This window comes from Mesorhizobium sp. P2_A8, assembly GCF_056404935.1.
The window spans coordinates 301,163-314,196 of record NZ_JBFUDB010000008.1 but is presented as its reverse complement, the minus strand read 5'-3'; the positions used below and the strand labels follow the sequence as shown (position 1 = coordinate 314,196).

Annotated in this window: 15 protein-coding genes; 6 read left to right on the top strand and 9 right to left on the bottom strand. The window is 62.6% G+C overall.

Annotation, left to right across the window (positions count from 1 at the left end; all coding sequences use genetic code 11):
- Nucleotides 1-35: 35 nt before the first annotated feature.
- Complete coding sequence (locus AC1D10_RS24320; protein WP_477276339.1) at nt 36-869, bottom strand: hypothetical protein; 834 nt, start codon at nt 867-869, stop codon at nt 36-38.
- A 110-nt stretch (nt 870-979) separates the two neighbouring features.
- Between AC1D10_RS24320 and gcvA the strand changes: the two genes are divergently transcribed.
- A complete protein-coding gene (gene gcvA / locus AC1D10_RS24315; protein ID WP_477276337.1) occupies nt 980-1,921 on the top strand; it encodes a transcriptional regulator GcvA in 942 nt (313 codons plus the stop codon).
- A gap of 24 nt (nt 1,922-1,945) precedes the next feature.
- On the opposite strand, the gene AC1D10_RS24310 is transcribed toward gcvA, so the two are convergent.
- Nucleotides 1,946-2,458, bottom strand: a complete 513-nt coding sequence (locus tag AC1D10_RS24310; RefSeq protein WP_477276335.1) for a DinB family protein — start codon at nt 2,456-2,458, stop codon at nt 1,946-1,948.
- Nucleotides 2,459-2,519: 61 nt separating this feature from the next.
- Between AC1D10_RS24310 and AC1D10_RS24305 the strand changes: the two genes are divergently transcribed.
- Nucleotides 2,520-3,212, top strand: coding sequence for a glutathione S-transferase family protein (locus AC1D10_RS24305; protein ID WP_477276333.1), 693 nt, complete (start codon nt 2,520-2,522; stop codon nt 3,210-3,212).
- An 83-nt stretch (nt 3,213-3,295) separates the two neighbouring features.
- Here the strand turns inward: AC1D10_RS24305 and AC1D10_RS24300 are convergent, their stop codons facing one another.
- Nucleotides 3,296-3,556, bottom strand: a complete 261-nt coding sequence (locus tag AC1D10_RS24300; protein WP_477276331.1) for a DUF2934 domain-containing protein — start codon at nt 3,554-3,556, stop codon at nt 3,296-3,298.
- A 293-nt stretch (nt 3,557-3,849) separates the two neighbouring features.
- On the opposite strand from AC1D10_RS24300, the gene ndk reads away from it, so the two are divergent.
- Nucleotides 3,850-4,272: a nucleoside-diphosphate kinase gene (ndk, locus tag AC1D10_RS24295; RefSeq protein ID WP_013532476.1), complete on the top strand. Its 423-nt coding sequence runs from the start codon at nt 3,850-3,852 to the stop codon at nt 4,270-4,272.
- A gap of 131 nt (nt 4,273-4,403) precedes the next feature.
- Here ndk and AC1D10_RS24290 read toward each other — a convergent pair whose 3' ends face one another.
- From AC1D10_RS24290 to AC1D10_RS24265, 6 genes are all read right to left on the bottom strand, one after another.
- Nucleotides 4,404-5,168 (bottom strand): YbaY family lipoprotein, encoded by a 765-nt coding sequence (locus tag AC1D10_RS24290; RefSeq protein ID WP_477276328.1) that lies wholly within the window; start codon nt 5,166-5,168, stop codon nt 4,404-4,406.
- A 79-nt stretch (nt 5,169-5,247) separates the two neighbouring features.
- Complete coding sequence (locus AC1D10_RS24285; protein ID WP_477276326.1) at nt 5,248-5,724, bottom strand: molybdenum cofactor biosynthesis protein MoaE; 477 nt, start codon at nt 5,722-5,724, stop codon at nt 5,248-5,250.
- Between the two features lie 3 nt (nt 5,725-5,727).
- The gene (gene moaD / locus AC1D10_RS24280) at nt 5,728-5,985 is read right to left on the bottom strand and encodes a molybdopterin converting factor subunit 1 (RefSeq protein ID WP_111549274.1); all 258 of its coding nucleotides are present in this window, start codon (nt 5,983-5,985) and stop codon (nt 5,728-5,730) included.
- Nucleotide 5,986: 1 nt separating this feature from the next.
- On the bottom strand, nt 5,987-6,583 hold the full coding sequence (gene pgsA, locus AC1D10_RS24275) for a CDP-diacylglycerol--glycerol-3-phosphate 3-phosphatidyltransferase (RefSeq protein WP_023673449.1): 597 nt from the start codon (nt 6,581-6,583) through the stop codon (nt 5,987-5,989).
- Nucleotides 6,584-6,779: 196 nt separating this feature from the next.
- Nucleotides 6,780-8,852, bottom strand: a complete 2,073-nt coding sequence (uvrC, locus tag AC1D10_RS24270; protein WP_477276324.1) for an excinuclease ABC subunit UvrC — start codon at nt 8,850-8,852, stop codon at nt 6,780-6,782.
- Complete coding sequence (locus AC1D10_RS24265) at nt 8,849-9,613, bottom strand: SDR family oxidoreductase (protein WP_477276322.1); 765 nt, start codon at nt 9,611-9,613, stop codon at nt 8,849-8,851. Before AC1D10_RS24265 ends, uvrC begins: the two co-directional genes overlap by 4 nt.
- 412 nt (nt 9,614-10,025) lie before the next feature.
- Between AC1D10_RS24265 and AC1D10_RS24260 the strand changes: the two genes are divergently transcribed.
- From AC1D10_RS24260 to AC1D10_RS24250, 3 genes are all read left to right on the top strand, one after another.
- Nucleotides 10,026-10,685: an outer membrane protein gene (locus tag AC1D10_RS24260; protein WP_477276320.1), complete on the top strand. Its 660-nt coding sequence runs from the start codon at nt 10,026-10,028 to the stop codon at nt 10,683-10,685.
- 292 nt (nt 10,686-10,977) lie between these two features.
- Nucleotides 10,978-11,910, top strand: a complete 933-nt coding sequence (locus AC1D10_RS24255) for a sugar ABC transporter substrate-binding protein (protein WP_477276318.1) — start codon at nt 10,978-10,980, stop codon at nt 11,908-11,910.
- Between the two features lie 67 nt (nt 11,911-11,977).
- Nucleotides 11,978-13,033, top strand: coding sequence for an ABC transporter permease (locus tag AC1D10_RS24250; protein WP_477276316.1), 1,056 nt, complete (start codon nt 11,978-11,980; stop codon nt 13,031-13,033).
- Nucleotide 13,034 lies beyond the last annotated feature (1 nt).

Below are 13,034 nucleotides of genomic sequence, written 5' to 3'. Positions count from 1 at the left end.
GAAAACCGGTTCCCACTTTTCGGGATCATGGTTCACTACCATGATTCCCTGGCTCCGCCCGGAACCACTGCTTCAGGCGACACCGGAACGGGACGCTCTTCCTCGAACCGGCGATAGGCCGGCAACTGGTTGGTCCAGACGTCTTCGGCCAACTCGTTGACCCATTCGCGGTCATGGTCGTTGTCGGCAGCGAGATAGAACATGCGGTTGTCGTCGACATAGGGCTTGGCCACCGAGCGCTGGTTGAGCACCAGCGTGACGCGCTCGCCGAATCGGATCGGCGCGGTGCGGTGCAGGACGCCGAGAAACTGCCCAAGCGTCGCGTAGTTCATCTTGTGATCGATGCGCATGACACGGTTGCGTGGGATCTCGCGGCCGGATTCGAGGATGGCGCGGCCGGTTTCCGAGTCGTCGCAATAGATTTCGAGGTGGCCGCCGACCAGCGGATTGCTGATCGACAGCGGTATGAGCTCGGTGACCGGAACGCCATCGCAATGCCATTCCACGGCGCCGTCCTTGGGATTCATGAAGGTCACTGTCGAGCCAACGATCGATAGCGGATAGGGCTCCAGCTTGGTGCCCATCATGTCGGACAGCCGCTCCAGCCGCAGCTTGTCATGCAGCAACTCCTTGATCTCGGGGATGAAACGGTCGGCGCCGGTGATGAAGGTCAAGTCGAGGTGCTTGTGCACGGCATGGCTGGCCTTGAGCTTCAGTGCAGCCTCCTCGATTGCGGCAAGCAGTGCCGGGTCATAGCCGTGCAGATATTGCGCGACGCCGAAAGTCGACACTTTCCAGGCGGTTTCGTGGCCGATGATGGCTTCGCGGCTCATCGCATAACGCAGTTCGGGAATGGTATGGGCGTTCATTGTACTTCTCCAGGATGGGGGCAACACTTGATAAACAGTCGATTAATTCACCCACCCCTGTAAAATTAGGAATGCTAGTGCTAGCGTAAGCCCAGCTTAAGGTCGAAACCGTGCGTCTGCTCAGTCAGGTCAACCTCAACTCGCTAAAAATCGTGGAGAGTGCTGCGAGGCATAGGAATTTCACGCGCGCCGGTGAAGAACAGTTCATCACCGCTTCCGCGGTCAGCCAGCGCGTCAAAAGCCTGGAGGACCAGCTTCGCTTCAAGATCTTCCTGCGTGGCGGCAATGCGGTCTCGCTGACGCCGGAAGGCGAGACCTATGTCTCGCGGGTTCGCGAGGCGCTGGAGCGGATCGTTGCCGCCAGCATGGAAGCGACCGGGCAATCGCAGGAGCATGTGTTGAAGATTTCAGTGTTGCCGACCTTTGCCGCGCGCTGGCTGTTTCCGCGCCTGCCGCTGTTCCAAAGGCAATACCCGGACATCGAGATGCGCGTCTCGACCTCCTACGCAACGCATGAATTCTCGACATCGGACTTCGATGTCGAGATCCGCTACGGCGACGGCCGCTTCCCCGAACTCAGCGCTGACCTTCTTTTCAAGGAGGACCTGACGCCGGTGTGCAGCAGGAAACTCTTCCATGAAATACTTGGCAACAAGCCGCTGTCGAAGGTGAAGCCCGAAGATCTGCGCCACTTCACGCTGCTGCATTCCGACACCTGCACCCAGAACTGGCAATCTTGGCTCGACTTCGCCGGCGCCGGCTCCGTGCTCCACGAGACCAAGAGCATCTATTTCGATTCTTGCATGATGTCCTACGAGGCGGCCGCTGCCGGATTGGGATTTGCCGTGGCCAATCGTGCCTATATGGCCAGCGATATCCGTGCAGAAAGGCTGGTGGCTCCATTCGCGGTGCACCACCCGAACACGGCGGGGTGGTATTTCGTCTGTCCCGACAAGACGCTGCCCGCGCGCAAGGTGTCCCTGTTCAAGCAGTGGATCGCGGCGGAAGCCGCCTTGACGCAGAGCCAGTTGGACGCCGAGATCGGCGGCTGATTTTCCGCCTGCGATATCCTTGGATCAGGCGAAAGCCCTGCCCTCCTCGGTGCGCTGGAAGAGCATCAGGTCCAACCCCAGGCTTGGCCGTCCCAGGATGGTCAGAATCGTATGCGCCTGGCCGCGGTGATGGGTCTGGTGGTTGAAGACATGATCCAGCGCCGGCGCCAGCCTTTGCGACACCGTGCGCATGTCCGAGACAGTCATGTAGGTGAAGCGGCCCGTCAACGCCTTGTCGCCGAGGCCGCCGACCCAATCGATGATCCTCCTGTCCTCGGCTTCACGCGCCATCCGCAGGCCGGGCAAGGCCCGGTGCAGGATGGCGTCCAGCGTCGTCGGCGCATCGCCCTCGCCGGTGAAGCGCTTCATCCAGATGCGGTCGGCTGTCAGCAGGTGGTTGAGCGTGCCCATCATCGAGCCGAAAAAAGCCCCGACGTCGCGGTTCACTTCCTCTTCGTCGAGCTCTGCGGCGGCATCATAGATGCGGTTGTTGGCCCATTGATTGTAGGCCGCAAACATCATGAAATGCTGTCTCATGGTTTCCCCTCGGCTCGCGTCGACACGGAGGCCTACCTACCCCGCAGGAACGCCGACGCCAATGACCATTCTGCTCTACGACCTCGTAGGACGCGACACCACACGTCCGTTCAGCCCGCATTGCTGGAAGGTGGCGATGGCGCTTGCGCACAAAGGGCTCGCCATCTCAACCGCGCCGACGCGTTTTCTGGAGGTGCCCGAAGTCGAGGGCGGCGCTTCGAAGACCGTTCCGGTGATCCGCGATGGCGAGACAGTCGTCACGGATTCCTTCGCCATCGCGCTGTATCTCGACGAAGCCTATCCGGATCGGCCGACGCTGTTTGGCGGTGAAGGCGGCAAGGCGATGGCACGCTTCATCGAACGCTGGTCGCAACTGACCATTCATCCCTATGTCACCACCGCCGCGATCATCGACCTCCATGCCATGCAGGACGAAGAGAATGCCGCTTATTTCCGCCGGAGCCGCGAGCAGCGACTCGGCAAGAAGCTGGAGGATGTCGTCACCGCGCGCGACGCCGGGCTGGCGACATTCCGCGCCGCACTCGAGCCGCTGCGTTCAATGCTCGGCTACCAGCCCTACATCGGCGGCGCATCGCCACTGTTTGCCGATTATATCGTCTTCGGTGCGCTGCAGTGGGCGCGCATAGCCACGCCCTACCAGTTGCTCGACGACAGCGACGTGGTGGCGCAATGGTTCGCCCGCTGCCTCGACCTGCATGGCGGGCTGGGGCGGAAGGCTGCTGCAGCGGCGTGACGGTGTAACGCCTGCCCTGCCGCCTGGCAGCACGAGCGCCGTCAATTCCTTGCGAGCAAGGTCAGCAGTGAGATAGCCAGGCCTTACTTGGCCGCAGCCTTTTTGGGCTTGCTGGTCTTTGGGGCAGCCTTCGCCTCCTTGGGGGCGGCTTTTGGCTTGGCGGCGCCGGCTGCCTTCTTGACGGGCTTTTTGGCTGCCGGCTTCCCCGCGGCGTCCTCCTGGTCGACGTCGGCTGCCGCCTGGTGCCAATGGCGATCATGCTGGCCAGCCGGTTGTCCCTCTTGCAGCCAGATCTGATGCGCGCGGTTGCGAATGCGTTCCTGACGATCGTCTGCCATGGTCATATTGTCTCCATTCGGGCCGACTTCAGCGCGGCGCCGACACGCGACTATAGCAAGCAAAGCATCGCATTACAGCCATCCGATCTCGCCTGCTGGTCTGCCCATCGGCGCCGGCCCGACGCAGAAACGCGCAGCGTTCCAGCCCTCTGCTCCCGCTCCGGGCGTTCGTCACTCGGAAAGCCAAGCAATTGGCTTTCCGTCCGCTTGGCGGACCGTTCCTCACCCCTTGGCAATGAGCCGGGCGGCTTGTATAGAGCCCGCCACTCTCAATTCCATTCTCATCAAAAGGACGACCCATGGCGCTCGAACGCACCTTTTCCATGATCAAGCCGGACGCGACCCGGCGCAACCTCACCGGCGCCATCACCAGAATGCTGGAAGAGGCCGGCCTGCGCGTGATCGCTTCGCGCCGGGTCTGGATGAGCCGCCGTGAGGCGGAAGGCTTTTATGCCGTCCATAAGGACCGTCCGTTCTTCGGCGAACTGGTCGAGTTCATGTCGTCGGCACCGACCGTCGTGCAGGTGCTGGAAGGCGAGAACGCCATTGCCAGGAACCGCGAAGTGATGGGCGCCACCAACCCGGCCAACGCCGCCGAAGGCACCATTCGCAAGGTGCATGCGCTGTCGATCGGCGAAAACTCGGTGCACGGCTCCGATGCGCCGGAGACCGCCGCGGAAGAGATCAAGTACTGGTTCTCGGACACCGAAATCGTCGGCTGACAATCCAGAGCTTGGATCACGTAAGAAAGGCCGGCATCTTGCCGGCCTTTTTCGTTGGCGCAACGATCAGGTCTCGCGCACGAACTGCAGCGTGTCGGCATGCTGCCGGTCCATGACGCCGAACCGGGAAATCAGCTTGCGGCGCTCAAGCGCAGGATCTCGCGGCCATCCTTGTCTGATATGACGAGCTTGCCGGCGTCGACACTGTATGACGCCGCCTTGGCCAGCGCATCGAACAGCGCCTTTTCCTCCGCCATCACTTCCGGCGCGCAGGCCTTGTAGGTCGAGCCGATGTCGCTGATGGCGATCGTCTGGCCATCGACCTTGGCGGTGGCGAAATAGGTGTTGCAGGGGCCGCTGCCGCCTGCCTTGCCGGCCTCGCTGACCCTGAACGTCGCTTGCGGCGCGGTGATGGCGCCAACGCCGTCGACATAGTCAACCAGCCAAACCTGACCAAAGACAGCATCCGCCGACTCGGCGTTCGGTGCGACCATCTTCAGCACAACGGTCTGCGGCACGTCGGTCAGCGGATCGATCTGATGGCGCATATCGGAGATGAACAGGAGCTTGTCGTCGACAGTGATCCGGGCCTGCAACGCATAGGTCATCTGAGGCCGGATAACGGAAGGGTCGAATTTGATCTCGAAGCTGATCGGCACCTGACCGGTCGGCTTCACGATCTGCTTACCGATGATCGTGGCGGGCGCGTCAGCCAGCGACACGTCGGCAAGCTGGACGGAGAGCACTGCACTGGGCGGCAAGGCGATGCGCTCGCGATAGATCACCTCGCCGCGCACGAAATTGTCGGCAGCGAAAGACAATTCCGGCACGGCCAATATGCCGACGACCAGAGGCACGAAACCGAAGACGAAAAATTCGGCGATCCTGTCCAGCATGACCATCTCCCTTGCCCAGGCTGACCAACCGCGGTCAATTGGCCAAAGGATTGCGGTCAATGCATGGCTGCTGCAGGATTTATTCGGGCGGTTTCCAGCGTTGTGCGGCCCTGGCGTCGGCTTCCTTGGCCTCGACCCAGCCGCCCTCGGAGCCGTCGGTGCGATGCTCCTTCTTCCAGAACGGCGCGCGCGATTTCAGGTAGTCCATGAGAAAGTCCGCCGCCTCGAACGCCGCCTGGCGATGCGCCGAGGCGGCCACCACCAGAACGATGTTCTCGCCAGGCGCAATCTTGCCATGGCGGTGAATGGCGGTGAGGCCTTGCAGCGGCCAACGCTGAACCGCTTCGGTGGCGATGCGGCTGATCTCGGCTTCCGCCATGCCGGGATAATGCTCGAGTTCGAGTGCCGAGAGCGCACCCTGCTCGTCGCGGCAAAGGCCCGAGAACGACACCACGGCGCCGATGTCGGTGCGGCCCTGCGTCAGTCTGGCGATCTCGGCGGCGACGTCGAAATCCTGTGTCTGGATGCGCACCGTCGGCACCACGGCGGCCGGCATGGGTCAGCCTCCGGTCATCGGCGGGAACAGCGCAATCTCGCGCGCACCGGCGATCTTTTCGCGATGCTCGACATGTTCCTGGTTGATGGCGACGCGGATTACGTCTGGATATTGCAGCGCGTGCTCGTAGCCCTCGCCACGCGATTTCAGCCAGCGCAGGAGGTCGGCGACCGTCTCGATGCCGGCAGGCAAGTCGACGTCCTCCTCAGGCAGGCCGATCCGCTCGCGCACCCAGGCAAAATAGATGAGCCGGGTCGTCATCTCACTCGTCCATAATGTGCTTGAGGCCGGCGCGGAAATAATCGTAGCCGGTGTAGAGCGTGACCAGCGCCGCGATCCACAGCAGCACCAGCCCGGTTTGGGTGGTCAGCGGGAAGATCTTGTCGCCGGCCGGCCCAGCCAGCAGGAAGGCGATGGCGACCATCTGGATCGCGGTCTTCCATTTTGCCAACTGCGTCACCGGCACCGAGACCTTGAGCGCCGCCAGATACTCACGCAGGCCCGAGACGAGGATTTCGCGGCACAGGATGATGATCGCCGCCCACAGCGACCAGCCGGCGATGCCGGCGTGGCGATCGGTGTCTGCCGCCAGCAGCAGCAGGCACGTGGCGACCAGCAATTTGTCGGCGATCGGATCGAGCATCTTGCCGATGTTGGAGGTCTGTTGCCAGGCGCGCGCCAGGTAGCCGTCCAGATAATCAGTGATCGAGGCGAGCAGGAAGATGATCAGCGCCGACCAGCGGGCGAAATCGCTCGACTTCAGATGTCCTTCGAGAAAAAAGCACAGCACCACCAGCGGCACCGCGACGATGCGGGCGTAGGTGAGCATGTTGGGCAGGTTGAACGCGCGCTTGGCCATGTCTGGGGGAACTCTTTCTGCCTGCCTACTCAAATCAGAAGCGAATGTAGGGGGTCAACAGGCCAAAATCGATTGGCCAGCCGAAAACGACCGAATCTGCCTTAAAGTGCCGCTGCGCACTTTTGGGCGATATGCACTCTTGCGTTTGATGCATGCCGCTGCCCCAAAACCGCTGCGCACTTTTGGGCGACATGCATCAGCTCTCGTGAAAATGATTGTAGACTAGTTTCGCCACCTGTTCGGATATGCCGTCGACCTTCCTCAGATCCTCGATGGCGGCACGGCTGACCGCCTTGGCGGTGCCGAAATGCATCAGCAGCGCCCGCTTGCGGCCGGGACCGATGCCACTGATCTCGTCGAGCGGGCTCTTGACCATCTCCTTCTTGCGGCGCGCACGATGCGAGCCGATGGCGAAACGGTGGACCTCGTCGCGCAGCCGCTGAACAAAGTAGAGGACGGGATCGCGAACCGGCAGCGAAAACGAATCACTGCCCCTGACGAAGAAGCGCTCGCGGCCGGCGTCGCGGTCCTGGCCCTTGGCGATGCCGATGGCCACCACGCGGTCCTCGATGCCGAGATCAGAGAGGATCTTGCGCACCGCCGTCATCTGGCCCTGACCGCCGTCGATCAGGATGACGTCGGGCCAGGCCGGGAAGCTGCCGGAGATGTCGTCTTCGATATCATCGCCCGCCTCGCCTGCTGCCGCGTCGGCCACGACGACATCGCCATGCTCCTTGAGCAACCGCGAAAAACGCCGTTCCATCACCTCGCGCATCATGCCGAAATCGTCGCCCGGCGTGATCTCGGTCGAGCGGATGTTGAACTTGCGATACTGGTTCTTGACGAAGCCTTCCGGCCCGGCGACGACCATGGCGCCGACGGCATTGGTGCCCATGATGTGCGAGTTGTCGTAGACTTCGATGCGCACCGGAGGCTTGGCGAGACCAAACGTCTCGGCGAAACCGGCAAGCAGCCGGCCTTGCGTCGAGGTTTCAGCCAGCCGGCGGCCGAGCGCCTCACGGGCGTTCTGCAGGGCGTTGTCGGTCAGGTCCTTCTTCTCGCCGCGCTGCGGCACCGAGATCGAGACCTTGCGGCCAGCGCGGGTCGACAGTGCCTCGGCCAGCAGTTCCTGGTCCTCGACGGTTTGCGACAGAAGCATCGTGCGCGGCGTCGGCTTGTCGTCATAGAACTGCGCTAGGAACGAGCCCAGCACTTCCGATCCCTCCAGCGCCGGGTCGGCCTTGGGGAAATAGGCGCGATTGCCCCAGTTCTGGCCGGTGCGGAAGAAGAACACCTGGATGCAGACTTGGCCCCCTTCCTGATGGATGGCGAAGACATCAGCCTCATCGACGGTCGCCGGATTGATGCCCTGATGGCTCTGTACATGCGACAGGGCCGCCAGCCGGTCGCGATAGATCGCGGCGCGCTCGAAATCGAGGTCTTCCGAGGCTTGCTGCATGGCAGCCGAGATTTCGGTCTTCACCTTCTGGCTGCGGCCCGACAAGAAGTCCTTCGCCTCGCCGACAAGCTCGGCGTAGTCCTCGTGCGAAACCTCTCCGGTGCAGGGTCCGGCGCAGCGCTTGATCTGGTAGAGCAGGCAGGGCCGCGTGCGGTTCTCGTAGAAGGAGTTGGTGCAGCTGCGCAGCAGGAAGGCGCGCTGCAGCGAATTGATGGTGCGACCGACGGCGCCAGCCGAAGCGAAGGGCCCGTAATAATCGCCTTTGCGGGAGCGGGCGCCGCGATGCTTGTAGATGCCGGGCGAAACATGGTCACCAGTCAGAAGTATATAGGGAAACGACTTGTCGTCGCGCATCAGCACATTGAATCGCGGCCGCAAGCGCTTGATGAGATTGGCTTCGAGCAGCAGCGCTTCGATCTCGGTGCGGGTGACGACGAACTCCATCGTCGACGTTTCGCGCACCATGCGGCCAATGCGGTTGGTGTGGAACCGGCCTTGCGCATAGTTTGTGACGCGCTTCTTGAGGCTGCGCGCCTTGCCGACATAGAGTACGTCGCCGGCGGCGTTCATCATGCGGTAGACGCCGGGCGCGTTGGGCAGCCGCTTGACCAGTGTCTGGATCACTTCGGCGCCGACCATGCCTTCGGCGTCGCCGGCATGCGGCGTCCAGTCGATGGCGGTGAAGGCTATGTCGGGCCCGGCGGGTTCGACGATCTCCTCCACGGCCTCGTCCTCGAGGTCGAGTTCGACTTCGGGAGGCATGTCGTCGCCGCCACTACGTGGCTTGCTTTTCTGATCTACAGGACTCATTCCGCCATGCCTGTCACATCGGGTGTCTGCCACGCAAGATGCTGGCCGCCATCGAGCGCGACCATCTGGCCGGTGACAGAGCGCGCTTCCCAGAGATAGCGGATGGTGGCCCCGAATTCCGGCAATTCCGGGCCGCGCTTGAGGATCAAGCCATCCACCTGCGCGGCGAAATCGCTGTCATCCTGGCGAGCATTCTTCAGGGTCGGCCCCGGGCCAATGGCATTGACGCGGATACGGGGACCCAGCGCTTGCGCCATCATCTGCGTGGCCGTCCACAGCGTCGACTTGGACAGCGCATAGGAGAAATAGCGCGGCGTCGGCCGCCAGACGCGCTGATCGATGATGTTGACGATCAGCCCCTCCTGCCCTTGCGGCAACGCCAGGGCGAAGTTCTGCGCCAGCAATGCGGGCGCCTTCACATGCACGGCAAAGTGCCGATCCCAGGCCCGCCAGTCGAAGTCCAGAACCGAATCGTCCTCGAACAGCGACGCATTGTTGACCAGCAGCGAGAGCGGTCCGAGCGCGGCTTCCGCCTGGCCGAGGAGGTCGCCGACGGCGTCCATATCGGTGAGGTCGGCGGCGACCACGGCGGCGCGGCCGCCGGTCCGGTTGATCAGGCCGGCCAATGCATCCGCCTCATCGCGCGAACGGTTGCAGTGGATGGCGACGGCAAAACCGTGGGCGGCGAGATCCTCGACGATCGCCCTGCCGATCCGTTTCGCCCCGCCCGTCACCAGCGCCGTGGCAGTGGCTTTGCTCATCTGGTGTCAATCCTCAATTTCGGGCCGAAAACACAATGCCGGCGAAATGTGTCCCGGCAGGCGTTAAATGGCGTTCGCACCTTGGGCAGCATTGTGGCGAAACGACCAATTCGCATTCCGACTCGTCCTGAACTCGGAGCCGCCCGATCGCAATATAGGACGCTGGACTCGTTGCACCAAGCGGTGTGCAGTGCAGCATGAAGCGGCTCCTGCCATTTCGCTGTTGCGAAGATGCAACGTCAAGGTTCCGCCTCAATCGCGCCGGGGAATGACCCAAGTTCAGGTTCGCTTCAGCCGCATTTTGACACGACATTTGGAACCGACGAACGCCAGATCCGTTTCACCCCCCGGACGGGTCGATGGCGATCGTGAGAAACAAGCCTGTGTCCTGTGGCTTAAGGAGTAAAGAACAATGCAAGCCAATCTCAAATTCGCACGGCCGCTGGCCGTGGCGCTCGGGCTCTTCGCCCTCAGCGGAACTGCCTATGCCGCGGACGTCGTCCAGGAAGAGCCGCCGGCACCCGCGCCGGTTGCCGAACTTCCGGTCGCTTCGTGGGCCGGGCCCTATGCCGGTCTCAACGTTGGCTATGGCTTCAGCGGCCGTACCAAGGAGAGAGATTTCGGCGTTGAAACCGATACCAAGGGTTTCGTCGGCAGTGCCTTCGGCGGCTACCAGTGGCAGCAGGAGAACTTCGTCTACGGTGCTGAAGCCGAACTCGGCTACAACGGCATCAAGGGTGACGACAACGGCATCAATTCCAAGGGCGGCTTCGAAGGCTCGCTGCGTGCCCGTCTTGGCTACGCCGTGACCCCGGAAATTCTGCTCTATGGCACCGGCGGTCTCGCCGGCAGAAGCCTTAAGGTGGAAGACACTGTCCTTGGCAGCAGCGATAGCGCCACCATGCTCGGCTGGACCGCCGGTCTCGGCACCGACATCAAGCTGACCGACAACGTGTTCGGCCGCGTCGAGTACCGCTACACCGATTTCGGCAGCAAGGATTTCGGTGGTGGCATCGGCAACGTCAAGGCAACCGACAACCGCGTCACCTTCGGCGTCGGTATGAAGTTCTAAGTCGTTCAAGCCACGACACGAAAAGCCGGGCCTCGCGCCCGGCTTTTTTTGTGTTTGACGGCTTCGGTCTCCTGCCTGCCGCATTGCACGGCCTGCATAAATATCCCCCCTCTGTATGCGTCTCAAATTTGCCGTTGCACGGCATCAAGGCTTGTGCCTATAGTTAGTACGTGGCTCGCACGAACAAACAGAACCACCTGTGATGACCCCTGCAGACAGCGCCCCAGGATATGTGGCCGACGCACGGTCAGGATGCGAGCCGGGAACACTCCGTCAAAAGGGGATATGCACAGTGAACCGCTTTCAAAAACTCTCGACCGCGGCGCTCGTCGCGGTATCCTTCGCGCCGGCAGCACTTGCCGCCGATGACAAGCTGACGATCGGCATCATCACGTTCTCGACTTCCGACGTCGACACCAACCAGATGGTCGACACCATGACCAAGGAAGCCCAATCCAAGGGCTGGGCGGTGGAAACGCTCAATGCCAACGGTGATCCGTCGCAGGCGATCACCTCGATGAAGCAGTTGGCGACCAAGAAGGTGAGCGCCATCATCGTCACGGTGTTCGACTCGACCGGGCTGGCGGCCGGGCTGCAGGCGGCGGCGGATGCAAACATCCCGGGCCTTTCGGCCGGCGGCGGCATGGCCGACGGCATCGCGCTTTCGGCCAGCACCGGAGCCGCACCGCCGCTGATCGACCTGATGCTGAAGGATATCGGCAACGCCGGCACCGTGCTCGACCTCACCTATCATCCCGGTATTCCGTGCCGGGAGCGGGCCGACGCCTTCGATGCGGCGGTGAAGGCCAATCCAGGACTCAAGGCGACGTCGCACGAGATCAGCATTCCTGGTGCCGCCGAATCCTCGCAGGCCGCGACCAGCGCCTGGCTCGCCGCCAATGCCAACGCCAAAGGACCATTCGCGATCTTCAACTGCTATGACGACAATGCCATGGGAGCGATCGCGGCGCTGAAGCAGAACAGCCGCAACGACGTGAAGGTCTATTCCTTCAACGCCACGGCACCTGCTGTCCAGGCGGTCAAGGACGGAACCATGACCGCCACGCTCGGCGTCGACCTGACGTCAGCCGGCAAGATGCTGGTCGACCAGATCCCCGACATCCTGTCGGCCGGCGACCAATGGAAGCCGAAATCCTTCGTGCCGGGCTATACGCTGGTCACCAAAGGGAATGTCGACCAGTTCATGAAGGATAATCCGCAGTAAGTTTCTGCCGATCGAGGGTGCAGCCGGGCTTGCCCGGCCGCGCCGGTTACCCTTCATGAGAGCCGCAATGCCCGCAGACCATTTTCTGTCCGAAACCTCCGCTCCGGCAGAGGCACCCAGCACTTCGCCGTCAACGCTGGCCAGATATCCATCGGCCAGTGCGCGCGACCGGCGCGCGCTGCTGATGCGCCTGCTCGGCACTTACGGCACCATCATCGTGCTGGCGTCGATGCTCGTGATCTTCTCGGCGCTGCAGCCGGGAACCTTCGCGACAGTCGGCAATTTTCGCAACATCATCAATGACATGGCGATCGGCACCATCGTCGCTGCCGGTCTCACCGTACCGCTTGTCGCCGGCGATTTCGACCTCAGCATTGGCTATGTCGCGAGTTTCTGCGGCCTGCTCGTGGTCGGGCTGCTGAGCAGCAGCGGGCTGTCGATCCCGCTCGCCATTATCCTCGTCATCTGCCTTGGCACCATCATCGGCGTCGTCAACGGCATCGTCGTTTCCAAGATCGGCGTGAATGCCTTCATCGCCACGCTCGGCACCGGCACCATCGTCGTCGGGCTGAACTACGCCTATTCGGGCGGCATTCCGCTGCAGCTCACCCAGTCGCGCCAATTCACCAACATCGCCATCGGCCGGATTGCAGGCGTGCCACACCTCGTTATCGTCATGGCCGTGGTGCTGGCGCTGTTGTGGGTGATCCTCAATCGCACGGTGCAGGGTCAGCACATCAAGGCCATCGGCGTCAGCCCGGAATCGGCGCGCCGCGCCGGTGTCGCCGTCGACAGCAGCCGCATCGTCGCCTTTGCCATCGGCAGCACGTGTGCCGCAATCGGCGGCGTGCTGATGGCCTCGAACCTCGGATCCGGCCAGGTAACGGCGGGGGACAGCTTCATGCTGACCTCGTTCTCCGCGGCCTTCCTCGGCTCGGCAGCCCTGAGAGAAGGCCAGTTCCATATCCTCGGCACCCTGATCGGCGTGCTGACGGTCGCCGTCGGCAACAACGGCCTGGCCATGATCGGCGCACCGATCTTCACCCAATTCCTGTTCACCGGCTGCCTGCTCGTCGTCGCCGTGGCGCTCGGCGGCATCGGTCGCCGCTACGGGAGGGGATAGG